Annotated in this window: 15 protein-coding genes; 3 read left to right on the top strand and 12 right to left on the bottom strand. The window is 65.3% G+C overall.

Annotation, left to right across the window (positions count from 1 at the left end; translation table 11 throughout):
* Window positions 1–131: 131 nt before the first annotated feature.
* Genes GGR36_RS00510 through GGR36_RS22200 form a run of 3 tightly spaced genes read left to right on the top strand, consistent with a single transcriptional unit; the run spans window position 132 to window position 15,221 of the window.
* A complete protein-coding gene (locus GGR36_RS00510) occupies window positions 132–10,787 on the top strand; it encodes a collagen-binding domain-containing protein (protein ID WP_183630733.1) in 10,656 nt (3,551 codons plus the stop codon).
* Complete coding sequence (locus GGR36_RS00515; RefSeq protein WP_183630735.1) at window positions 10,777–14,202, top strand: hypothetical protein; 3,426 nt, start codon at window positions 10,777–10,779, stop codon at window positions 14,200–14,202. Before GGR36_RS00510 ends, GGR36_RS00515 begins: the two co-directional genes overlap by 11 nt.
* On the top strand, window positions 14,199–15,221 hold the full coding sequence (locus GGR36_RS22200) for an OmpA family protein (protein ID WP_183630737.1): 1,023 nt from the start codon (window positions 14,199–14,201) through the stop codon (window positions 15,219–15,221). The genes GGR36_RS00515 and GGR36_RS22200 overlap by 4 nt, the downstream gene beginning before the upstream one ends.
* A 44-nt stretch (window positions 15,222–15,265) precedes the next feature.
* On the opposite strand, the gene GGR36_RS00525 is transcribed toward GGR36_RS22200, so the two are convergent.
* The 12 genes from GGR36_RS00525 to gspG form a co-directional block, all read right to left on the bottom strand.
* Window positions 15,266–15,901, bottom strand: a complete 636-nt coding sequence (locus GGR36_RS00525; RefSeq protein WP_183630739.1) for a POTRA domain-containing protein — start codon at window positions 15,899–15,901, stop codon at window positions 15,266–15,268.
* A 91-nt stretch (window positions 15,902–15,992) separates the two neighbouring features.
* Complete coding sequence (locus GGR36_RS00530; RefSeq protein WP_183630741.1) at window positions 15,993–16,493, bottom strand: type II secretion system protein; 501 nt, start codon at window positions 16,491–16,493, stop codon at window positions 15,993–15,995.
* A complete protein-coding gene (locus GGR36_RS00535; RefSeq protein WP_183630743.1) occupies window positions 16,468–16,851 on the bottom strand; it encodes a type II secretion system protein in 384 nt (127 codons plus the stop codon). Before GGR36_RS00535 ends, GGR36_RS00530 begins: the two co-directional genes overlap by 26 nt.
* Window positions 16,826–17,314 (bottom strand): type II secretion system protein, encoded by a 489-nt coding sequence (locus tag GGR36_RS00540; RefSeq protein ID WP_242533120.1) that lies wholly within the window; start codon window positions 17,312–17,314, stop codon window positions 16,826–16,828. The genes GGR36_RS00535 and GGR36_RS00540 overlap by 26 nt, the downstream gene beginning before the upstream one ends.
* Before the next feature lie 5 nt (window positions 17,315–17,319).
* Window positions 17,320–19,140 (bottom strand): secretin N-terminal domain-containing protein, encoded by a 1,821-nt coding sequence (locus tag GGR36_RS00545; RefSeq protein WP_183630745.1) that lies wholly within the window; start codon window positions 19,138–19,140, stop codon window positions 17,320–17,322.
* A complete protein-coding gene (locus tag GGR36_RS00550; protein WP_183630747.1) occupies window positions 19,137–19,652 on the bottom strand; it encodes a hypothetical protein in 516 nt (171 codons plus the stop codon). The genes GGR36_RS00545 and GGR36_RS00550 overlap by 4 nt, the downstream gene beginning before the upstream one ends.
* Window positions 19,649–20,191, bottom strand: coding sequence for a hypothetical protein (locus tag GGR36_RS00555; protein ID WP_183630749.1), 543 nt, complete (start codon window positions 20,189–20,191; stop codon window positions 19,649–19,651). Before GGR36_RS00555 ends, GGR36_RS00550 begins: the two co-directional genes overlap by 4 nt.
* Window positions 20,188–20,706, bottom strand: coding sequence for a hypothetical protein (locus tag GGR36_RS00560; RefSeq protein WP_183630751.1), 519 nt, complete (start codon window positions 20,704–20,706; stop codon window positions 20,188–20,190). Before GGR36_RS00560 ends, GGR36_RS00555 begins: the two co-directional genes overlap by 4 nt.
* Before the next feature lie 8 nt (window positions 20,707–20,714).
* A complete protein-coding gene (locus tag GGR36_RS00565; protein WP_183630753.1) occupies window positions 20,715–21,365 on the bottom strand; it encodes a hypothetical protein in 651 nt (216 codons plus the stop codon).
* A 100-nt stretch (window positions 21,366–21,465) separates the two neighbouring features.
* Window positions 21,466–23,157, bottom strand: coding sequence for a GspE/PulE family protein (locus GGR36_RS00570; RefSeq protein WP_183630755.1), 1,692 nt, complete (start codon window positions 23,155–23,157; stop codon window positions 21,466–21,468).
* Window positions 23,154–24,326, bottom strand: a complete 1,173-nt coding sequence (locus tag GGR36_RS00575) for a type II secretion system F family protein (protein ID WP_183630757.1) — start codon at window positions 24,324–24,326, stop codon at window positions 23,154–23,156. The genes GGR36_RS00570 and GGR36_RS00575 overlap by 4 nt, the downstream gene beginning before the upstream one ends.
* On the bottom strand, window positions 24,326–24,787 hold the full coding sequence (gene gspG, locus GGR36_RS00580) for a type II secretion system major pseudopilin GspG (RefSeq protein ID WP_338086601.1): 462 nt from the start codon (window positions 24,785–24,787) through the stop codon (window positions 24,326–24,328). The genes GGR36_RS00575 and gspG overlap by 1 nt, the downstream gene beginning before the upstream one ends.
* Window positions 24,788–25,045 lie beyond the last annotated feature (258 nt).

Here is a 25,045-nt window from a genome sequence, read left to right on the forward strand (position 1 = left end):
GGCCGCCGTTAAGGCCAGTGCGCCACCCCCCAGATGCGCTGCGTGTCGGAACCCAGACTTGTTTGGCCGTCAATCCGGTCTTTCGAACCGAATCGAGTTCAATGCAGATGACTCTTGGACCTTTGCGAGTAGTGCGCCTTCTCGGTTTGATGGCGGCAGTCTGGCTCAGTGGGCACGCCGTCGACGCGCTGGCCGCGAACCTTGGCCCTCAAACCAGTCAGTGTCTGGGCGCGTCTTGTCCGGCGACCTACACGCCGGTCGGTACCTGCGGGAGCTTTACCGGGCGTGACGAGGCTTACAGCGTCGTCGTCGGGGGGCGTTACTCGGTGATATCCGGGGCGGCCGAGGCAGAAGGCCGCATCTGGGTTGGCAACGGGCTGGTCCAGAGCAAGGGCGGGATTTTCAACGTCGCGCAGGTGGGTGTTGGCGCCTGTGTGGTGCCACCCGACGCAGGGGTTGATCCGCTGCCAGGCCACCTGCTGGTGAACGGCGGCATCACCCTCGGCGCCAGCGACACGCTGCTGGTGGGCCTGCCGAACATCATCTCGAATGTGGTGCTGAGCGGTTCGGTGAGCGCGACGGGCGTGGTGTCGACGCTGGGTACGGTCTCGTCCGGCGCTACGGTGCCGGCTTCGCCGGTCAATTTTGCTGCGATGCGCACGCAGGCAAGCTACTGGGCGGGGGTGAGTGCGAATGGCACCGTGATCCCCGGCGCGACCACGGTGTTCCAGGGCGACGGCAGCTCGAGCCTGCAGAAGTTCAATCTGCCCGCCGGCGGTTTGGGTGGCGTGGTCGTCCAGTTCAGCAATATCCCCGCGACGGCGACTGTGCTGATCAACGTGCCTGATAGCGGCACGGTGACGCTCAATACGCTGGATTTCGTCGATGCGAGCGGGTCTGGCGGCTTTGCGTTCTCGACCGCGCTGACACGGCGCATCCTGTGGAACTTCCCCAATGCGTCGCAGGCGAACTTCACCGGCTTCTCGCAGTTCCAGGGGAGCGTGCTCATCCCCAACGGCAATGCGTTGATGGCGGTGCCCGGTGTGAACGGGCGTTTTCTGGTCAGCGGCGATCTGACGCAGAACGGCGCGGAATTCCACAACTACGACTTCCTCGGCACGCTGCCCAATGCGGTTGGCACCCTGGCGACGACGAAGACGCTTTCTGCGGTCAATGGCGTGGCGGTTCCGGTCGGCTACCAGGCCAGACCGGGCGACGTGCTCACCTACAGCATCGCCGTGCGCGAGACCGGCGGGGCCGCGTCGGCGAGCACAACCCTGAGCGAGACCGTACCGGCAACCACCTCGTACAGCGGAAGCGGCGAGGGCTGGACGGGCGCGTGTGCGTCGGCGGGCTCAAGCTGCACGCAGACCGTTTCGGTCGGTGCCGGCGCGACAGTGACCAAGAGTTTCTCGGTCAAGGTTGCCAGTCCGATTCCGGATAACGTGACGAGCATCGCCAACACGGTGGCCAGCAGCGCGGGAAGCTGCACGAGCTGCACTGTGACGACGCCAACCGTACCCAAGCTCGCGGTGCAGAAGAGCGGGCCTGCAAGCTTCCTTGCAGGCGGGGCTGGAACCTATACGGTGACGGTCAGCAATCTGGGCGGCAGCAACACCACGGGGACGATCACCTTTACCGATACCCTGCCAGCGGGACTGAGCTTCGGGGCTCAGACGCTGGGCGCCACCAGTCTTGCGTGCACGGCGACAGGGCCGGTCGTGACCTGCAGTGGCACCCCGACGCTCGCACCGGGGGGCAGCGTGACGGTGGCCTATACCGCCGTAGCCGGGGTTGGCATCAGCGGCACGCTGACCAACGCGGTGACGCTGACGGCGCGCGGCGGCGACCCGCGCGTGCCGAGCTGCGACAACGCGGCGCCGGCAGCCGGCAGCAACAACCAGTCGACTGACAAGCTGTGCGCCAAGGCCAGCGCCGGGTCGGTCACCGGCACGCTGGTCACCACCAAGACCCTGACCACGGTGAACGGCGGGCCGGTTCCTGGCGGCTACCAGGCACGCGCCGGTGACGTGCAGATCTACAGCATCGCCGTCCAGGAAACGGGTGGCGTAGCCTCGGCGGCGACGACGCTTGGCGAGACAGTCCCTGCAAACTCAAGTTACTCGGGCAGTGGCGAAGGGTGGAGCGCGGGCTGTGCCGCGGCCGCGACGAGTTGCACCCAATCGGTTACCGTCGGGGCCGGCGCCACCGTCACCAAGCTGTTCACGATCACCCTGGCGGCCACCCTGCCGGATAACGTCACCAGCATCGCCAACACGGTGACCAGTTCCAGCGGCAGCTGTGCGGCGTGCACGGTTACGACACCGACCGTGCCCAAGCTCGCGGTCAGCAAGTCGGGGCCGGCAACGATCGCCGCGGGCGGGACGGCCAGCTACACCGTGACGGTGGCCAACATCGGCGGTGCAACGACCAGCGGCACGGTCAGTCTGTCCGATGCGCTGCCCAGCGGGCTGTCGCTCCTCAGTCAGACCGCCGGTGCACCAGGACTGGTCTGCAGCGGCACGACCACGGTGACGTGTAGCGGCACCCCGAACATCGCGGCGGGGGCCAGCGTGGTGCTGACTTACAGCGTGAGCGCAGGGGTCGGGATCAGCGGGACGCTGACCAACGCCGTGACGCTGACCGCGCGCGGCGGTGACCCGCGTACGCCGAGTTGCGACAACGCTACTCCTGCAGTGGGCGCCAACAATCAATCGTCCGACAAGCTGTGCGCCAAGGCGAGCGCAGCCACGACCAGCGGCTCACTCACCACCACGAAGACCCTCTCCTCGGTCAACGGCGGCGCTGTGCCCGGGGGGTATCAGGCCAAAGCGGGCGATGTGCTCGGCTATACGCTTGCGATTCACGAAACGGGTGGTCTGGCTTCGGCCTCGACGACCCTCGGCGAGACCGTGCCGGCCAACACCAGCTACACCGGCGTCGCCGAAGGCTGGAGCGCCGGATGTGCAGGCCCGGGCACAAGCTGCAGCCAGGCGGTGACCGTCGGTGCCGGTGCGACCGTCAGCAAGAGCTTCACCGTCACGGTAGCCAGTCCGATCCCGGATAACGTGACCCGTATCGCCAACACGGTGACCAGCAGCAGCGGCAGTTGTGGCAGCTGCACGGTGACTACGCCGACCGTTCCCAAGCTCAGCGTCCTCAAGAGCGGCCCGGCCAGTTTCGCGGCTGGCGGCAGTGGCGCCTATACGCTGACGGTGTCGAACACCGGGGGCAGCGTCACCAGTGGTGCTGTCACCTTGAGTGACGTGCTGCCATCAGGTCTGAGCTTCAGCGCACAAACGGCGGGTGCAGCAAGCCTGGTGTGCTCTGGCACCACCACGGTCACGTGTACAGGCACCCCCAGCCTTGCACCCGGCGCATCGATCATCGTTGGCTACACGGTGGCGGCAGGGGTCGGCATCAGCGGCACCTTGACCAACGCGGTGACGCTGACCGCGCGTGGCGGCGATCCGCGTACGCCCAGTTGCGACAATGCGGCGCCGGCGGCCGGCAGCAACAATCAATCGACTGACAAGCTGTGCGCGAAGTCCTCGGCGAACTCGACCTCCGGCAGTCCGGTTGTATCGAAAGCGCTGACCACCGTGACGCGGGGCGGTACGCCGCTGAGCGGGGCAAGCCTTCCGGCAACGGTGCGCGCTGGCGACGTACTCACCTACACGATCACGTCCCAGGAAGTGAGTGGCGGCGGCGCCATCTCGGTGACGCTGAACGAGACCGTTCCGGCCAACAGCAGCTATACCGGCAGCGCGGAAGGGTGGTCTGCGGGATGCACGACGGCAGGCTCCACATGTAGCCAGACCTTCCTGCTCGGGTCGAGCGCCACGGCGACGGTGAATTTCTCCGTCACCGTGGCATCGCCGATTCCCGACTCGGTGACTGCGATCACCAACACCGTCACGACAAGCCCAGGCGTCTGCACGACCTGTACCGTGGTGACGCCCACGGTACCGAAGCTCGCCGTGCAGAAGAGCGGACCGGCCTCGATCGCGGCCGGCGGCAGCGGCAGCTACACAGTCACGGTGTCGAATCTGGGCGGGACTACGACGAGCGGTGCAGTCAGCTTTACCGACACCCTGCCGTCCGGCTTGAGCTTCGGCGCCCAGACTGCCGGGGCGGCGAGTCTGGTCTGTTCGGCCGCCGGGCAGCTTGTGACTTGCACCGGTTCTCCCAGCATCGCTGCGGGCGCGAGCGTGGGGGTGAGTTACGGTGTCACGGCGGGTACCGGACTTTCGGCGACGCTGACCAATGACGTCACGCTGACGGCGCGCGGCGGTGATCCGCGCACGCCGAGTTGCGATAACAGCGCACCGGCCGCGGGCGCGAACAATCAATCGACCGACAAACTGTGTGCGAAGGCCACCGCGGTGACGACCAGTGGCACCCTGTCGACCGTCAAGACGCTCAGCCTTGTCAATGGCGTCGCGGTGCCGGGCGGCTACCGCGCCAAGGGCGGTGATGTGCTGACCTACAGCATCGCCGTTCAGGAAACCGGCGGCATTGCGGCAGGGACGACCACGCTCGGCGAAACAGTGCCGGCGAACACCAGCTACAGCGGTAGCGCCGAGGGCTGGAGCGCAGGCTGTGGCGGCGCCGGTACGACTTGTTCTCAGGCGCTGACGGTCGCCGCGGGTGCAACGGTGACGAAGACCTTCACCGTGACGGTGGCCGCACTGATACCCGATGGCGTCACGTCGATCGGCAACACGGTGACCAGCAGTGGCGGCACGTGCGGCGCCTGCACGGTGACGACGCCGACGCTGCCCAAGCTCACGGTGCAGAAGTCGGGCCCGGCCAGCTTTGCCGCCGGGACCAGTGCAAGCTACACCGTGACGGTGTCGAACGTGGGCGGCAGCGCGACCAGCGGTGCAGTGAGTTTCACCGATACGCTGCCGGCTGGGCTCACCTTCCTTTCGCAGAGCGCGGGGGCGGCGAGCCTGGTCTGCTCGACCGCCGGACAGACCGTGACGTGTTCCGGCACGCCGGCCATCGCACCGGCGGGGAACGTCGTAGTGGCGTACTCCGTCTCGGTCGGCCTCGGCGTTTCAGGCGTGCTGACCAACAGCGTCGTGATCAGCGCCGGAGGCGGCGATCCACGCACGCCGTCGTGTGACAACGCGGCGCCTGCGGCAGGTGCGAGCAACCAGTCGAGCGACAAGCTGTGCGCGAAGTCCAGCGGCACTGCCACCACCGGGACGCTGAGCACCACCAAGACGCTGAGCGCGGTCAATGGTGGCGCGGTCCCTGGGGGTTACCAGGCCCGCGGCGGTGATGTGCAGACCTATACCCTGGCGGTTCGCGAAACCGGCGGCGTCGCCTCCGCTGCGACCGTGCTGACCGAGACCGTTCCGCTGCATACCAGCTACAGCGGCAGCAGCGAGGGCTGGACCGGAACCTGCGCGGGTGCCGGCACCAGTTGCACCCAGAACGTCGTGGTCGCAGCGGGCGCGACGGTGTCGAAGACCTTCACCGTGACGGTAGCCAACCCGCTGCCAGACGGTGTGTCGGTGATTGCCAACACGGTGAGCAGCGACAATGGCCTTTGCGCAAGTTGCACTGTGGCGCCACCAACGGTGCCGAAACTGTCGATCCAGAAGGCGGGCCCGTCGACGCTCGCCGGCGGCGGTACGGCGACCTATACGGTAACGCTCGCCAACGTAGGGGGAAGTGCGACCAGCGGCACCGTGAGCTTTACGGATACCTTGCCGGCCGGGCTGAGCTATGTCGGGCAAGTGGCGGGCACGCCTGCGCTGGCCTGCAGCGCATCGGGTGCCGCAGTGACCTGTAGCGGCGCGCCGGCCATGGCGCCGGGCGCCAGCATCGTTGTCCGTTACCAGGTGGCCGTGGCGCTCGGAACGACTGGCATCGCTACCAATCCGGTGCGCTATGTCGCCACCGGTGGCGACCCGCGCACCCCGAATTGCGACAACACTGCCGACCCGGCGGCCGGAACCGGAAACACGTCGTCCGACCGCTTGTGCGCTAAATGGTCCGCCAATGTCGTAGCGGGGTCGCCGGCGGTGTCGAAAGCGCTGACGGCGGTGGTGCGCGGCGGCACGACGCTGAGTGGCGCCAGTCTGCCTGCGGCGGTGCAGGGCGGCGATCGACTTGTCTATACGATCACGGTTCAGGAAACCACGGGCACTGGCGGGGCGACGACGGTGCTGACCGAGGCGGTGCCAGCGAACACCAGCTACAGCGGAAGCGCCGAGGGCTGGAGCGGCTGCAGCGGAGCAGGCTCGAGCTGCACGCAGTCCGTTGGCGTGAGCGCGGGGCAGTCGGTCACCCGCAACTTCACCGTGACCGTGGCCAACCCCCTGTCGGTTGGCGTTGCGAGCATCGTGAACGGGATCACCAGCAGCGCTGGGATCTGCACCACTTGCACCGTGGTCACGCCGACGCTGCCGCGTCTGGCGATCAGCAAGAGTGGGCCACCCACGCTGGCGATTGGCGGGCAGGGCGACTACGTAGTGACCGTCAGCAACAGCGGCGGCGTGGCGACCAGTGGGGCCCTGAGCTTCACCGACACCTTGCCCACCGGCCTGAGTTTTGTCGCGCAGTCAGCGGGTGCTGCCAATCTGGTCTGCACAGCTGCGGGTCAGGTGATCACATGCAGCGGCGCGCCAGCGATTCCCAGCGGTGGAAGCATTGCGGTGGGCTATTCCGTGAGTGTCGGTGCGGGTGCGGTGGCCCCGGTGGTCAACCCGGTTCGCCTCACAGCGCTCGGTGGCGATCCGCGCACGCCGACGTGCGACAACACCAACCCCGGTACGGGCAGCGGCAATCAGTCTTCCGACCAGCTTTGTGCGAAGTGGAGCGCCAGCACCGTATCCGGCAACCCGGTCGTGACCAAGTCGATCGAACGCGTCGTACGCGGCGGCGTCACGCTCTCGGGCGCGAACTTGCCCTCCAGTCTCGCTGCCGGCGATATCGTGACCTGGGCGATACGGATCCAGGAAAGCACCGGCAGCGGCGGGATCTCGACCACGATCACCGAGACCGTTCCGAACCACACCACCTATGGTGGCAGTAGTGAGGGTTGGAGCGGCTGTAGCACGGCGACGACCACTTGCGCCCAGTCGGTCACGCTGAGCGCGGGCCAGATCCGCACCCTGGAGTTCACCGCGGTGCTTGCGACGCCGCTGCCTGCAGGTGTGACGTCGATTTCCAACTCGGTGACGACGTCAGTGGGATCGTGCGCGAACTGCACCGTTGTGGCGCCGACACCACCGCGGCTTGCCGTCAGCAAGAGCGGCCCGGCGACGCTGGTAGCCGGCAGTACGGCCAGCTACAGCGTGACCCTGACAAACGTTGGCGGCAGCTCGACGGTGGGGCAGGTCGCCTTCAGCGACACGCTGCCCAGCGGGCAGACCTTCGGGGCGCAGACGGCGGGCGTATCGACCATGGCCTGCAGTTCCGCCGGGCAGGTGGGGGCTTGTGTCGGCACGCCGAATCTTGCGCCAGGCCAGTCGCTCACGATCAGCTACAACGCGAACATCGACCCGGCTGCGCGGGGCTTGCTGACGAACGTGGTCAGACCGCTGCTGCCGCTGTCGCTCGGCGGTGATCCGCGTCCGCCCGTCTGCGACAACGCAGACCCGGCAGCAGGAACTGCCAACCAGTCCAGCGACCAGCTGTGCGCAAAGTTCACCGGCACCGCGGTGGCACCGGGGCTAAACACCACCAAGACGCTCAGTCTGGTCAACGGTGCGGCTGTGCCGGCAGGCTACCGCGCACGGGGTGGAGATCGCCTGACCTACTCGATCAGCGTGGCCGAAACCAGCGGGAGCGTCGGCGGCACGGTGGACCTGACCGAGGTGGTGCCGCAATACAGCAGCTACAGCGGCAGCGCCGAGGGCTGGGCCGGTTGCACTGCCGCCGGGTCGACCTGCGTGCAGACGGTCGCGGTTGCCGCGGGTGGCAGCACCACTCGAAGCTTCACCATTACCGTCGCGAATCCCTTGCCCGATGGCGCGGCCCGCATCATCAACAGTGTCGCAGCGAGCAGCGGTGCCTGCGCCAACTGTACGGTCATCACGCCGACGCTGCCGCGCCTTGAGATTGCCAAGGCCGGCCCCGCCACGCTGAGTGTAGGGGGTACGATCAGCTACACGGTGACCGTGTCCAATACCGGCGGCAGCAGCACCAGCGGTACCGTGAGTTTTGTCGACACGCTGCCGACGGCACTGACCTTCGCCGCCCAGACGGCTGGTGCGCCCGTGCTCACCTGCGCGCCGGGTGCGGGCAACACCGTTACCTGCAGTGGTACGCCCGATCTGGCGAGCGGCGCCTCGGCCTCGGTGAGCTACACGGTCAACGTTGCGGCGACGGTCGCCGGATCGCAGGTCAACGCGGTGCGCCTGAGCGCGCTCGGCGGCGATCCTGCTACGCCCGTTTGCGATAACGGCGACCCGGCGGGCGGGGCGAGCAACCAGTCCAGTGACCGCCGCTGCGCCAAACATGCTGTCGGCGCCAACGGGGTGGCCGCGACGCTCAAGCGTGTCATAGCGGTCGCGCGCGGGTCGCAGCGCTTCACGGCGGCTGCAGGCAACTTGCCGGCTGCCGTCAAGCCGGGCGACGTCGTGACCTACGCGATCGAAGTGAGCGAGACTTCCGGTACCGCCGGGGTACGCACCACGTTGACGGAACAGGTGCCGGCCGGGACCACCTACACCGGCAGTGGCGAAGGCTGGAGCGGGTGCGCGGCTGCGCTTTCGACGTGCAACCGCACGCTTGACGTCGGCGCGGGCCAGAAGGCGACGCTCAACTTTACCGTGACGCTGGATGCGGCGATCCCGAGCGGTGCCAGCGGTGTCACGAATACAGTCGCGAGCAGCAGCGGTACATGCAACCCCTGCACTGTGACCACGCCTTACTCGGCATCGCTGTCCGGAACGGTGTGGCTGGACGCGAACCATAACCGCAAGCTCGATTCGAACGAGAAGCCGGTGGCGGGCATCTCGGTCGTGCTGCTCGACGTCGATGGCAAGGCGCTGCCTGGCGTCGCGCCCGCTGTCACCGATGCTCGCGGCCAATACACGATCAGTGACCTCACGCCCGGCGTCACCTACCAGGTGACCTTCCGCGCAACGGGCGGCAGCATGCTTTACGGCGTGCCGACCTATGATGATCAGCGCGCAGGTTCGCAGCCTGGCGACCCCGTGCTCATTGTGCCCGAGGGCACCAGTCGCATCGCCGCGACGGCGGACCGTCTGGTGGTGAGCCTGACGCCGGGGCGCAATCTGATCAATCAGTCGCTTCCGCTCGATCCGGCCGGCGTGGTGTACGACAGCGTCTCGCGCCTGGCGATCGGTGGCGCCACTGTGCGCCTCAGCGCACCGGCGGGCTTCGATCCCGACAAGCATCTGGTCGGCGGTGCCGCTGCGATGACGCAGACAACCTCGCTGACCATCGGGGTGCCGGGCAGCTATCAGTTCCTGCTGCTGCGTGCTGCCCCGGCGGGTCGTTACTGCCTCGACGCGACGGCCCCCGACTACCGCCCGTCGGCGATGCTGCCGGTGGCCGGACCCGCCTTTGCGGTCCCCGCCGGATCCGGCGTTGTATCGATCAACCGTGATGGACTCACCGGTCTGCCGCCTCCGCAGCCAGGGCAGGATACGACCCACTATGCCTGTTTCGACATCACGCCCTCGAGCGCGGTCAACATCATCAACAACCACTTGCCGCTTGATCCCGCAACGATGCCGGTACTCGTATTGAGCAAGTCGGGTGACAAGTCCAAGGCGGTGATCGGCGATCTGATGAAGTACACGGTGGTTGTCCGCGTGGCGGAAGGTCGCAATCTGGCACAACTGCGGGTGCTCGATACGCTTCCGGCCGGCATGCGCTACATCGACGGCACCGTGACCGCACAGAAGACCGGTAGTGCGACGCTTGCAGCAACGCGCCTTGCCGAACCGGTCGATCCGGCCACGGGCAAGCCCACGCATGGCCTGCCGATGCAGATCGACTTGCCGGCAGCCTTCCTGCCGTTGAGCAAGGGGGATCAGGTGACGCTGACTTATCGCACCCGCATCGGCGTAGGTGCCCTGCAGGGCGATGGCACCAACCGGGCGAGTGCTACGTCTGGTGCGATCCGTTCCAATGAGGCCCGCTTCAAGGTCGAAATCGGCGGCGGCGTCTTCGAGACGGGGGCCTGCCTGGCCGGGAAGGTGTTCGTTGATTGCAACAACAACCAGGTGCAGGACGATGAGGAGGTCGGCATTCCGGGGGTTCGCCTCTTCCTTGAAGACGGCACCTACTTTGTGACCGACGTCGAGGGCAAGTACAGCTACTGCGGCCTGAGACCAATCACCCATGTGCTGAAGGTCGATCCGCTGACCTTGCCACGCGGCTCGCGCATGGTCACGACCAGCAGCCGCAATGCTGGGGATGCCGAGAGCCTGTTCCTCGATACCAAGTTCGGCGAACTGCTGCGCGGCGACTTCGCTGAGGGCTCGTGTTCGAACCGCGTCATGGAGCAGGTGATGGCGCGTCGCGCCAAGGGTGGCACGCAGGCGGTCGAAAGTGAGCGTCGGCGCGGTCCGGCCTTGCGCTTCGACAGTCGGCCCGAAGCGATTCCGCAGGAGGGCACCATCAGTGCCGACCAGGCCGTCATCCGGCTGCGCAGTTCCGATTCTCCGGCGGCGGTGAGGGCGGTTTCGGGTCCAAGCACCGGTCAGCCGCTGGTTGAACATCCGGAGCTGTTTGATCCACCGCCTCCTCCAGCGCAACCGTCGGATGCAAAGGAGGGTCGCCATGCACACTGATCGCGTGTCGCCCGCCATGTGGCCCGATGTTTCCCGCCCATCGTCGATCAGCCGGATCGCACTGGCGGTGGCGCTGGCCTTGCCCATGTTGGCACAGGCGGACGAAGAGCCGGCGCCGCGTCTGAAGATGAGTACCGAACTGGGCGCACTGCCGCATTTCGACAGCCGCCCGGCGCCGGGCGACTCGGTTCCGCCCGTCGATGGTCGCCTTGCGTTGCGACCGGCGGTGTTCTCCGGGCGTACCGGGGGCGTTGACTACGCACCCAATGCGGTGGTCGGGAGGATCGAGGTCGATGTCGATCGCAACAACATTCCCGCCGACGGGCAGAGCAGCGCCGAAGTCGAGATCCGCGTATTCGGGCGCGACGGCAAACCGCTCAACGAGCTGGTCGTTGCAACAGTTGAAGTGCGCGGTCGCGCACGACTGCTCTTGCCGGATGCCTCAACGGATGAACTCGGGGCCGCCGGACGCGACCTCGACCGCGTCACGCCTGGCGTGCAGGTGCGGGTGAAGGACGGCCTTGCGCGATTGAAGCTCGTTGCGCCAGCCGAGCCGCAGGACGTGCTGCTGCGCGTGACGGTCGGAGCGGAGCGCGCCGGCGGCGTGGTGACCTACGTCCCCGAATTGCGCGAGTTTGTTGCGGTAGGCATCGTCGAGGGCGTCATCTCGCTTTCGTCGGTGCCGTCTGGCTCGGTGACCGAATCCGGGCTCAATGACGGGTTCGAATACGAACTGCGCCGTTGGAGCCGGGACTTCGACAATGGCAAAGGCCGTATCGAGAGCCGCGCGGCGATGTACCTGAAGGGCAAGATCTCGGGCGATGCCTTGCTGACTGCGGCCTACGACAGTGACAAGGCGACCTACTCGCGCCTGATGCGTGACGTCAATCCGGACGCGTGGTACCCGGTCTACGGCGACGCCTCGACAACCGGATTCGATGCGCGCAGTTCCAGCCCCTTCTATGTGCGCATCGACAAGGATCGCAACTACATCCTGTGGGGCGATTACGTCACCGGCGACGGGTTCTCGCAGCTCACCGGTGGGGGTAACGTTGCCCCGCTGCAAACGCGCATGCTTGGTGCCTATAACCGCATTGCTACCGGGCTGCGGGGGCATGTCGATGAGGGCGCCCTCTACGGCAATGCCTTCGCGAGTTTCGATACGCTCAGTCACGTCGTCGAGCAGTATCCGCTCAATGGCACCTCGATTCTCCCCGGCGTGAGTCGCGGCGAAGCGGTCGTGAACTCCGAACGCGTGTCCATCGTCACCTACGACAAGGACATGCTGACGCGCGTGGTGTCCACGGTGCCACTGGAGCGCTACAAGGATTACATCTTCGAGCCCTTCAACGGCCGCATCCAGTTGCTCGGCGGCGACCTCAACTACCTCGATCCGAACGGAAACCCGCGCTATGTGCGCATCGAGTATGAGGTCCGCAAGGAGAGCGGCGACAAGTTCTGGATCTTCGGCGGCGACGCACAGTACCGGCTCGGCCCAAGCCTGGAGGTCGGCGGAAACGTCGTCGACGACCAGAATCCCGATGCCCGGTTCCGACTGTACAGCGGCAATGCACGTATCAAGCTCGGCGACAACACCGCCGTCGTGCTTGAGATGGCGCGCAGCGAGGCCGACCTGTACCTGCAGGCCGACGGTCATCTTTCCACGACGCCCGGGGCCGCCGGGGTCATGCCTGAAATGGCGGGCGGCAACGCGGTGCGGGTCGAGGCGCGCCATGACAGTGACTATGCGTCGGCCAGCCTGCGCTACCAGAAGACGGATGCGGCCTTCGTCAATCCGACGGCGGCGATCCTGTCGGGCAAGACCGACATCAAGGCGCGCGTGGCGGCGAAGACCGAGCTGGGGCTGGTGCCTTTTGTCGAGGCGACCCGCCTGCAGGACGATGTCCTGCCCAACAGCCCCAAACGAGAAGTGGGCGAGGTCGGCGTAACCTGGCTCGCCAACAAGGATCTGAGCGTCACCGTGGGGGTGCGGCGCATCGAGGAAGACGCCGGCCTGACATCGACCAGTACCCTGCCGCCAAACTACGGGACGGAGTACGGCGCGACGCCCGGTTTCGGGTCGAGTTCGCCGGGCGCCCTCGCGCCGATCAGCTCGACGCCGGTTGCCAATAGTCATGACATCAAGGCAACCACGGCGCGCGTGACCGCGCTCTACAAGCTGACCGACCGTGCATCGCTGATTGGCGAGGCCGAAACCGCCATCGCGAGCGAAGGCAGCGACGTGCGGCAGTCCCGCTGGCTGGCTGGCGCAAGTTACCAGCTGGCGGAACGGACACGGCTGTATGGCCGCTACGAGAATCAGACGGGGCTGGGCTCGGCGCTTTCGCTCAACCAGGGCGATCGCAGCAACGTGTTCAGCATGGGCGTGGAGTCGAGCTACTTCGCGGGTAGCCAGCTGTATTCCGAGTACCGCCTGCGCGACGCGATTTCGGGCGAGTCGCTGGCCGTGCATGACATGCAGTTTGCCAATGGCGTGCGCAGCCTCTGGGAAGTGGCGCCGGGCGTCGCGTTCACGACCAGTGCCGAATATCTCAAGGTGATGGAGGGTGGCGCGCGCGATGCGCTCGCCCTGGGCGCTGGCATCGACTACACGGCGCACCCGCTGTGGAAGGGCGCGACCCGCGTGGATTGGCGGCGACTTGCCGATGACCCGTCAGCGCCAGGCAATCAGGGGGAAGAACAGTACATGTGGACCATCGCCGGTGCGCGGAAGATTGACCGCGACTGGACCGCGCTGGTGCGCAACTACCTGCTCTACAACCGCTATCACGACAATGCGCAGGGCCAGGCCCGCGGCGATACGGTGCAAGACCGCTTCCAGCTGGGCGCGGCATGGCGCCCGGTCGACCACAACCGCTGGAACGCGCTCGGGCGGTATGAATACAAGGTCAGTCATGACCAGTCCGGGCTCGCACAGGAGGACTACCGGGTGCATCTGGTTTCCGCGCTTGCCGACTATCACCCGAGCCGACCCTGGTGGTTAACCGGGCGAGTCGCTGCGATGGATCGCGTCGATGTCATCCCCGAAACTGGCGCGCGCGACCGCTACCAGTCCGGCCTGTTGAGCGGGCGGGTGGTGTACGACGTCACCGAGCGCTGGGATCTGGGCTTCCTGACCTCTGTCATGTACAGCCCGCAAGGGAGCACGACGCAGTGGGCGCAGGGCCTGGAAGCGGGGTACCTGATCCAGACCAATCTGTGGGCCTCGGCCGGCTACAACTGGTCGGGCTTCAACGCCGGTGATCTGGCGGGGGGCGACTATCTCAAACGTGGTTTCTTCCTCCGCCTGCGCCTCAAGTTCGACGAGAAACTCATGCTGGGCGCCGACCGCGAGGTCAATCGAACGCTCGATCGGGACGGCACGCAGCCTGCCCGCCAGGAGGGACAGAAGTGATACAAGCGCAAGTCATCCGCAATAGCGTGATCCTGCTTCTCTTCGCAACCGCCTCGGCGGCGATGGCGCAGACAAGCCTGACGACACCGGCCGGAAGGATCTCCGATCCGGCAATCCGCGCCGATCAGGAGGTCTATGCGAGCACCCAGATGCGGCTGCGACGTATCAACGAAGCGGGCACGCCGCTCTCAGACGAACGGCTCGCCAAGGCGCAGTGCTGGCTGGATGTGAGCTTCCATGAGTACAGCCGCAACGACCGCAGCGACTTCCCGCAGCGCGCGCTGACCGAATCGGTTCGACTGGCGGAAGCACTGGAAACCCGATCGACTGCGCCTTTGCCGGAGGCAGACTTCGTGACCCGCTCGCGCAGCCTGAGACCCGACCTGTGGGCGCGCCTCGCCGCAATGCGTGGTGGGGCTGGATTCGACTGCGCCGCACGTCACGCCGCGTGTGCCGAAGTCGAACTGGTCCATGCGGCCAATGAAAATGAGCAGTTGGGCTGGCGCCATGCGACGCCCTACGTGCTCATCGCTGAAGACGCGGTGGATCGTGCTGCCAAGGTCATGGCCCAGTGTGCAACGGTGGCGCCGGCACCGGTGGCGACACGTGAGGCGCCTCAGCGAAATCTCGTTCTTGAACGCATCGAGTTGTCTGCGGATGCGCTGTTTGCCTACAAGCGTTCAGGACTTGCCGACATGTTGCCCGAGGGGCGCGCCAAGCTCGACGAAGTCATCGCGAAGATTGCGGCCCATGCCGCCCTGGTCGAGAAGATGCGCGTGGTGGGACACACCGACCGGTTGGGCGGAACTGATTACAACGACCGCCTCGCATTGCGGCGTGCACAGACGGTGGCGGATTACCTCGCCAAGGGCGGCATCTCGGTTCCGATTGCGGTGGCGAGCATGGGCAAGCGCGAACAGATCAAGGCGTGCGAGGGCAACAAGCGCACGCCAGAGCTGATTGCCTGTCTGCAGCCCAATCGTCGGGTCACCATCGACATTACCCGTGCGCGCGAGTAGCGGGAGCGCTGTGGCGGCCATGCCGGCACGGACGCCGCTCGATGCTAGGGCGCAGACAGTTCAGCGTCGCTCAGCGGGCGCGGTGCTGGCGCGCCCGGCGCGAGCTTGACGATCTCGATGAACACCGTGCCGCCGCGGATCGGTGCTCCGGGAAAAGTCTGAAAGGTCGCGTACGCTGCCGGATAACCGCGTGTGCGGTAGAAGTGCGTGATCTTCGCCGCGATTTCGTTGAGTGTCGCCGCGTCGCCGGTACGTCCGATGTATTCCGCGACGCTTGATTCCAGTGTCTCGGCCGGAATGCGGACCGATCCGGCGACGCGTATCGCCTGGATCTTTTGCAGACCTTCGACGATCTCGATCGTCACCACGCCGTTGGCAGGGTTTACCGATACCGCACCGATCCACGCCGCGACGCCGCGCGCTCGATAGCGTTCAAGCACGGCGCGCTTCGCTTCGGCCAGACCGGCGGCATCAGCCGGCCTTCCAATGAGCGATGACAGCCGTGATTCGAGGTCTGGGGCGGAAACGCTTTGCGCACCGCCCAGGCGGAAACCGCTGATGGATGTACGGGCTGCGTTGCTGTCAGCGGTGGCGACATCCTTCGACGGCGCGGCGCTCACGGGGGCGCACAGCATGAGCGAGGCGGCGAGGAAGACTGACAGGGTGCGATACATGGTCATCAGGACGTGCCCGCCGCGGCGGTGGGTGCAGACGCGATGGTGACGAAGAGGCAATGTGGAATCAAGCGATGCCGGCCGCATCGGGGGGCGCTCATCGTCGCATGCCGCCTACGTCTGGCACGTACTGGAAGCGCCAGGACTGGTAGTTCTGCGCTTCGCCGAATCCGGCGAAGTCGTTGCTGAACCCCACCCGCTTGATCGGTGTTCCCGGGGCAAGACTGTAGACGCCCATGATGCCGCCGTCTGGCGAGAGCACCAATCCCCACTGATTGAGGTCGCTCATCGGGTCTGGATATCCGCGGCGCAGGTAGCGGCGCGCGAAGGGTATGCGCGGATCCTGCAACAGGTCTTCGAGCGCGCGGGGGTAGCGGCTGCCCGTCCCCGGGTAGGCGCGGTAGTAGTCGCGAATCGCATGCTGATAGGCCAGTCCGACACGCATCAGTTGTTGTTCGCGCAGGCGGCGGTCTTCGAACGATGCAATGGTCGCGACCTTGACCAGATAAACGCCGAGCACCAGCACCGACGCCAGAACCCAGGCGTATGCGAAACCGCTCTGCGCGCGACGGTCAGTAGGTCTTGAATTCCTTGCCATCACCACCCTTGCCGTCGGCACCGCTGCGCACATCGAAAACCCCTTCGCCTTTCTCGGGGCGCACGATCTGCCAGGTATCACGCCGGTTGGTGATCGGGTCGAGCGGCACCTCGCGGATGTAGCGTTGCTGCGCCAATTCGTCGAGCGACTTGGGGTAACGGCCCCGATCTGCCTGGAATTTGTCGATTGCTTCGCGCATCACCATCAGGTCGTGTCGAAGCACAGTCTCCTTGGCGGTATCCACGCGCTCGAAGTAGCGCGGCACCACGAGCGTCAGCAAGGCGGCCATGATCGCCAGTACCACGAGCAGTTCTATCAGCGTGAAACCGCGCTTACCACTGTCGATACGGAATGCCATTGCTGCCAAGATCCAGGCTGAGTGAATGCACGTCGTAGACATCGCGACCGGGTTGCGGATTATCGGCCGTGCTGGCGTAGCTTCGCACGCCCCAGGTGTCGATGTTTGAACGTTCCGGACAATCGCAGGTGGGGTCGCGCGGAATGCGACGCACAAAGAAGATGCGCGGCCCGCGATTGTCGCGCTGGTCGGTGACGCCGGTTTCCAGCACCGCAAGCGAGGGCGGATATCCGGTGTCGTCCGCCGAGCGGCGGATGCGCCCTTCCTCAAAAGCGCGTTTGTAGGCATCAATGCCGTCGCGGATCGTCCACAATGCCCGGCGCAGTTCGTTCTCGCGGCTCCGCTTGGCCGCAACCTGCGTCAGCGGCAGGGCGACGCTGGCCAGCACGGCGAGGATGGTCAGTGTGACCATCAACTCGATGAGCGTGAAGCCGCGCTGCCGGTGCAACAGAAGCCGCATCATGCTGCCTACTGTGCCGCCTGCGGACCTTGCGCCGACGCGGCCGGCGGGGCGTCCCGCAGGCGCAGCGGCTTGACGTCCGGCGACTGTTCGACGCCGCTGCTGAAGTTGCCTACGTGGCCGGGCGGCAGGTTGAGATTGCGCACGATGCGCGGCGTTATCAGCAGGATGATCTCGTCCTGGCCATCCGTGTCCTTGCGGCTGCCGAAGATGCGGTCGAGTCCGGGCAGGTTACCCAACCCGGGAATCGCGTTGGATTCGATCGAGTGCGTGCGTTCGAGCAGTCCGCCGAGGGCCTGCGTCTCGCCGTCCTTTACGCCGAGAATGGTTTCCGCGCGCCGCTGTCCGATTTCATAGGCGATCAGGCCCGTCTTCGTAGTGATCGTGTTGACGATGTTGCTGACTTCAAGCCCGAGCTTGACCGTGACCTCGCCTTCGAGACTGATGTTGGGCTCCGCACGAAAGGTCAGACCGACATCCTGGTAGTTCACCATTTCGGTGGTGACCCCGTTGTTGGTGGTCGTCGTGACGACAGGTACGCGGTTCCCGATCTGGATCTGCGCCTTCTCGCGGTTCTTCACCCGGATGTTCGGATTCGCGAGGATCTTGTTGTGCCCCTTGTTGTAGTTGGCGCTGAGCTTGAAGGCGGGCGAACCAAAATTCACCAGGGTATTGCCGCGGTTGACGTTCGCGAGTTCCTCCAGCGTGAGTACGCCGGCAATACCTGCTGGCGTCAAACCGCCGTAGCCTGAGCCATAGGGCGTGATCTCGATCGGGCTCGGATACCGCAACCCGAGGTCGAGGATGTCGTTCCGGTTGACTTCCAGTACCTGGACTTCAAGCACGACTTCGGACTGGGGCAGGTCCTGCGCCGCAACAAGGCGTTCGATCACCGCCATGGTTTCCGGGCTGTCGCGCACGACGATGGTGTTGAGCCTGTCGTCGTTGTAGATCTCCTTTGGATGCACCATCTGCCGGATCATCGGGGCCACTGCCTTTGAGTCCGCGTTCGAGAGATAGAAGGTCCGCATCACCAGTTCGCGGTATTCCTTTTCCTTCTCCGGTGTTTTCGGATAGATCAGCACCGTGTTCTGGTTGAGCGTTTTGCGTGCGAGCTGGTTTGTGCGCAGCAGCAGGTCGATTGCGTCTTCCGTCGTGGTGTCGTTACCGTAGATGGTCGCTTTCAGCGATGGAGAAACATCCTTGTCGAAGATGAAGTTGATCTTCGTGATGCGCGAAATCATGTCGAACACCGACGACAGATTCTGGTCCCGGAAGCTCAGCGAAATTGGCTGGCGAAAGGCGGTGGCGAGCTTTGCCGGCGTATTGGTGTCTTTCGCCGCGGTTGCGTCGAGGCGTTCCAGCAGGGTACGGGCCGTCTTGTTGCGCGGATTCTCGGAAAGGATTTCCTTCAGGATCGCACGCGCGCCGTCAGGGTTCGAGGCAAACATGGCATCCACGCCGGCGAGCTGGGCTTCGTGCTTGCGCGCAAGCGTCACCTTCTGCAATCCGAGCTTGCCCGCAGGTGCAGTCTCATCGGTCAGAAGGATCTGGCGGTAGAGCGCCTCGGCCGTGTCGTACTGGCCAGCGGCGACCGCGCGGTCGGCGTCGGCCGCCCAGCGCTGGACCCAGCGCTCGCGCTCGCGCAGGCTGTAGGTGCGCAGTTCGATGCTGTCCGGATTCTTCACCAGCGCGTCATCGAGCAGCTTGAAAGCGTCGGCAGGTTTGCCCGCATCCATCAGCGTGCCCGCATCCCGGATCGCCTGTTGCGCGGCGCAGCCGGCCAGCGCAAAAAGCGCGGCGGCCATGATCAGCGTTCGGACGCTCATTGCATTTCTCCCAGGGGTAAGACCTGGCGGGTGTTCTTCGGCAGGTAAGTGAAAACAATCTCGCGCGGCTCGATGGCCTCAAGGCGCCAGGTCAGCAGGGTGTCGCCGGGTACGACGCGGCCGAGTGCATCGCATTTGTGGCAAAGCAGGAACTGGCTACCTTCGCCGTTGAGCACCCAATAGCTGTCCGTGGTGTCGCGCCAGTGGCCGGCAACGACGAAGGGCAGCGTTGGCACTGCCGGCGCCGGTGGGTGCTTTGGTGCTGGCGGCGCTGGCGGGGCCCAGCCCTGCGCGGGGAACAGGTCGACGGCTTCCGGCGCGGCCTGGCCGGCGGAGCCCGGTTCGCGTCGCTCCGGTGAAGCGGGAGGAGACTGGCTCTCCGCGGCGACCTCGCGTGCAGCCGGGCTCGCAGCAGCGACCGGCTCATCCGGGGTCGCGTTGTGTTCTTTCCACGCCGCATATCCAGTCAGCGCGATGGTGATGCCCAGCGCGATCTGCAAATTGCGGTTCATGGCGACTCGATCCGTGTCAGTGCGCTGAACTGGATCTGCGCGGCGAGTTCGCGATCCCCGACCTGGCCGCGTGTGAGCTGCAGCGATTCGAGCCGCACGCCCGGCAGTGACTCCGCAGCCAGTACGAAGCGGCGCAGACGAGGATAGTCCCCTCGCAGGGGCAAGGAGATGCGGTAGCGATTGAGTTTCTTCGGAATCTCGTTGGTAACGGCGTAGTCGCCGGTCTCCAGTGTCAGCGAGGCTTCTGTGGCCAGGCGGAACAACTGTTCCTGCAGGTGCACGAAATCCTTGTCGGCCGTGAGGCGCAACTCCGGTTCCTGCGTCTTGCCACCGACGGGCATGGCAAGGCTCGCGCGGAGTACGCGTTCATCGCGCGCATGATCGGCTTCGGCCTCGGCGAGTTTTGCGTACTGCGGCAGGATGTGTGACTGGTACGCCACCAGCGCGCCCAGGGTCATGATGATGCCAAACAGCCCTGGCGTACCCAGGTGCGTCGAGGCGCGTCGCAGATGCCAGCGAACAAGCGGCTGCAGTTTCATGGCTCGTTGCCCCATGAAAGCTCGAGCGACACGGCGATCGGTTTCTGAGGGTCGGCGCTCTTGACGTTGTGGCGCGTCAAGCGGGCGTCGGCAATGCTGCCACTCGCGCGCAGCCGATCGACAAACTTGACCACATCTTCGAACGTGCGCGATTCAAGTTCGAGCAGCATCCGGTGTTCGCCGGGCGACAGGAAGAGCTGCAGCAATGCGATGTCCGGACTCCATTGCATCTCGATCGCGCGCAACTGGGTGTCGCCACTGTCGGCCTGCGCCTGCACCAGTTCGCGCAGGTGGGAACTGTCCGGAGCGACGATCCGTGCCTCGCGCTTTTCGAGTTGGCGTTTGAGGCTGTCGAGTCGGTCGGATGTGATGTCCGCCTGTCGAGTGCGTTCCTGCAGCAGCGCTTCGCGAGAGGCGATCCACCCGAGTGCGGCGAAGCCTGCCAGCAGGGCCAGCGCGCCAGCCAGCGTCGCGCGCCGCCGCACTTGTCCGAAATCGAGTGAAAGGTACGCCATGGCAAGGCCTAACGCGGCCAAAGCAGCGCATGCGCGCCGCCGTGGCGGTGGTAGTTGTAAGTGCTGCCGGCGCTTTGGTGCGCGTTGGCGGGGCGCGCCTCGCAAACATGTACGACGCGTGGTGAAGGGCTGTCGCTCAGCATGACCGCTTGGGTGACGACGTGGTCGATATCGAAGCGCGGCGCGGTTGCAAGGGTGACGGCATTGGTCCAGCGCCTGCCGGCACTGGCGAGGAACGTGGCGAATCCGTCTTCGAGCAGCAGAAGTGGGGCGCGCCGGCTGCTGAAATGCAGGCTTGAACTGTTGTAGGCGTGCATGAGCATCGGTTGGATGCTGCCGATCGAGAATCCGGTGGCCTTGCCGACGCTCTGAAGCGTATCGATCAGCGATTGCGGCACGCACGACGCCAGTGGGCCCTCGCCGTACGCACCAAGGGCTACCCGAATACGCAGGGGGCCGGAAGGAATGCCGCTGCGACGCTCGAACTCCAGCCGTGCGAATGCCTCCCACTCGGCAGCAGTGTAGAGGCCCTCCTGCCAGGGGAGCACCAGATACTGCACCCAGGGCGCGCCGATGAGGATCGAGACCGAGCGGGCGGGCATCGTCTGGCGTGGCGAGCGTCCGAGCAGATCTGCGAGCCGCTCCGGCATCTTCGTCATGTCGCCTTCAAAAGCTTCCACCCAACGTGCCACGCGCGAGGGGCGCAATCGGTCTGCGCAAGCGAGAATCAACTCGTCTGCGCAAACGGCAAGTGCGTAGTCAACCCACAACGGTGACACGGTTGATTTCCTCCAGCGTGGTTTCGCCGCGCGCCACCGAGCGCATGGCGATGCGGCGCAGCGGCGCAAACCCTGCCCGCGCGGCAGCGGCGCGCAGATCGCCGATCGGGCGGTTGGATGACAGTACCTGGCGAATCTCGTCGTTGGTCCGCAGTACTTCCGCGATCGCTTTGCGGCCAAGATAGCCGGTGCCGCGGCACTGCTCGCAGCCCTTGCCCTTGCGGAAGCGCCAGTTCGCAACGCGTTCCGGCGGAATCCCGTTGGCGCGCAGCATCTCCTCGCTCGGTGCGTCGGTCTGGACGCAATGCGGGCAGACACGACGGATCAATCGTTGGGCGACAACGCCTATCAAGGCATCGGTGAAGCTGTGACGATCGATGCCCATGTTCATGAAGCGATCCATCACCGAGAAGGCGTTGTTCGCGTGGACAGACGCGAACACCAGGTGACCCGTCTGCGCTGCCTGAATGGCAATCGTCGCCGTTTCCGCATCGCGGATCTCGCCAACCAGGATCTTGTCGGGGTCATGACGCAGGATTGACCGCAAACCGCGCGCGAAGGTAAGCCCCTTCTTGTCGTTCACGGGAATCTGAAGAATGCCCGGCAGCTGATACTCGACCGGATCTTCGATGGTGATGATCTTCTCTTCGCCAGAGTTGATCTCGCTGAGCGTGGCGTACAGCGTCGTCGATTTGCCGCTTCCGGTCGGCCCGGTGACGAGCAGAAGGCCGTATGGCTCGGCGGCGAGCGAACGGATCTGGGCGATGGTGTCGGTGTCGAGGCCGAGAATGTCCAGCCGCAGGGTTTTCCACGCATCGTCGGCGCCCTGTTTGTCGAGCACACGCAGCACCGCGTCTTCGCCATGGATGCTCGGCATGATCGAGACGCGGAAATCCACTTCGCGCCCGCTGATCACGACCTTGAAGCGACCATCCTGCGGAATGCGTCGCTCGGATATGTCCAGTTCCGCGAGGACCTTGAGGCGAGAGATCACCTGTTCGGCGATCTGCACGCCGCCGGCTTGTCCGCCTGCCAGCAGCACCCCATCGATGCGGTACTTGATCTGGATGCCGGTGACAGTGCTTTCGAAGTGGATGTCGCTCGCCTTGTTCTTCAGCGCGTCATAGAGCGTTGAATTGACCAGCTTTACCACCGGCCGGGTGTCACCTGCGAGCGAAGCGAGCGAGATCGTGGTCGAGCCCTCGTCAACCCCGACCGAGTCGTCGCCGACCTCTACCTGATCCATCGCGCGATGCTTGCGCTCGTGTTTGGCGAGAAACACACGCATGTCGTCGGGATGCGCGATTGCGACCAGATGTCGCCGGTGCAGACGGTTGGCGATCCAGTTGCGCATCTCTGCCGAGAACGGGTCAGTCAGCACGACGACCGGCATGTTCGCGGCCATCTGGTGCAGCACATCCTTCGGATCGTCCATCACCAGGCAGTTGCGTTCGTAGCACTCTGCGAAGGGCAACAGGTCGAAGCGCGGCGTCATATGCTCGAGTTCGGGCAGATGCGCGGATTTGATGCCGAACAGGCGGCTGACTTCGTGCAGATAGCTGATCGGCCCGATGCCCAGCGCATCCTGTATCAACTGCGGCAGTACCACGGTGTTGCCGGCGTTCTCGCTGCGCAGGCGTTGCACGAGGTCGAGGGTCAGCGCCGAGGTCATTGCATGTTCCCCGCGAGCTCGAAGATCGGCATGTACAGAAGAAACACGATCACGCCGATCAAGGTGCCGACGCACAACATCAGCACTGGCTCGAAAAGCCGCGTCAGCAGGTCGATTGCCTTGTCGAGTTCTTCATCGCAGAACACCGCGATACGCTCGCTCATCTGTGCCAGCTCGCCGCTCTGTTCGCTGACGCGGAGCAAGCGTTCCGCCACCGGCGTCGTCAGGTGGTGACGGCTCAACACGGTTGACAGGGGCTGACCGCTGCGCAGTTCCTCGCGGGCTCGTGCGAGGTTGATGCGCATCGCGTCTGGCAGCAGGGGTTCGGTGAGTCGCATCGCCGCGACGACGGGCAAGCCCCCGGCGAGCAGCAGCGATAACGTCCGGTAGAAGCGGGCGAGGGCAAACAGGCGTCGATACTCGGAAAGGCGCGGCAGGCGCCAGAAGTGTTCGAGCAGGAGGTTGCGGATCGCCGGGGTACGCAGCGCCCATATCGCGCCCGCGATTGTCATTGCGATGCCGAGGCCGATCTTGTTGCCATGGGCGGCGACGATGCGGCCCCATTCGAGCATCAATTGCGCGGCAAACGGCAGGTGCCGCATGTTTTCGTAGATCGCGCTGAACTTCGGAATGACGTAGAAGAGCAGGAACAGCAGGATGCCGCCGCCGATCGTCACGATCACCATCGGGTAGATCAGTGCTGAAACGATCTTCTTGCGAAGCGCGGCGAGCCGGGTGTCGTAGTGGTGATAGCGGCGCAGCGCATCGGCGAGGTGGCCGGTGCGCTCGGAGGACGACACCGTTGCAATGTAGAGCTCGGGAAAATGCTGCGACTGCTGCGCCATTGCGACCGACAGCGGTTTGCCCTGTTGCAGGGCATCGAGTACATCGCCGAGCACCTGTTGCGTGAGTGGGTCGTCACTCTTCTGGCGCAGCGTATCGACCGATTCCACCAGCGAGAGGCCCGCGGTGAGCAGCGCGATCAGTTCCTGGGTAAACAGCGAAAGCGAGAACTGCGGGCGCTTGAAACTCAGGCCGAGGCGGCTTTCGGCGGAAACCAGCGACAGGCCGCGTGCCGAAAGCATGCGTTCGAGGTCGCGCCGGTCTGCGGCTTCGATCTCGAGTTGCTGGATGGCTCCGTTCGCGAGCGCCTTGACCGTGAATTTCATCAGAAGTAGCTGATATCGGCATCCTCGCCTGTGCCACCGGCCTTGCCATCGGCGCCGTAGCTGAGCAGCGAGTAGTCATGCCCGTCCTTGCCGGGGCGGGCGTAGACATAAGGGCGACCCCAGGGATCCAGCGGCAAGCCCTTGACCAGGTAGGGACCCGCCCAGGCGGGTTCGTCCGCGGGTTTTTCGACAAGGGCTTTCAGACCCTGCTCGGTACTCGGGAAGTGACCGGTCGCAAGGCGGTAGAGGTCCATTGCATCGGCGAGTGCCTTCAATTGGGCCTGTGCGGTCTGACCCTTCGCCTTTCCGACTTCGCCGAACAGCCGCGGGCCGACGTAGCCGGCAAGCAGTGCGATGATCAGCAGGACAACCAATAGTTCGAGCAGCGTGAAGCCGCGCGAGCGCACTCGCGGGGCATGCAACGCGTATGTCGGGCGGCGATTGGCTTGCGATGTGTTCACTGGGGTGTCCTCCGGCGCAGCGTGTCGAAACGGTCCAAAGACCGATCTACCGACTCACTGCGCCTCGTTAGCGTGGATCGTGCTGCAAATAACGGACAATCGAAGCGGGAAGTAAGGGCAAATTTGCCCGGTAATTCTTCGCCTTCATGGCAGCAGCGCCGCGCCGTACGAAAACTGGCGGGCGCCTGCACATGGCCAGAGACAAGGCAGGGACGAATCGTTTCTATCCCTTGAACGGGCGGCGGCCCGCAATGGGCC

The sequence above is a fragment of the Niveibacterium umoris genome, from assembly GCF_014197015.1.
Classification (GTDB): domain Bacteria; phylum Pseudomonadota; class Gammaproteobacteria; order Burkholderiales; family Rhodocyclaceae; genus Niveibacterium; species Niveibacterium umoris.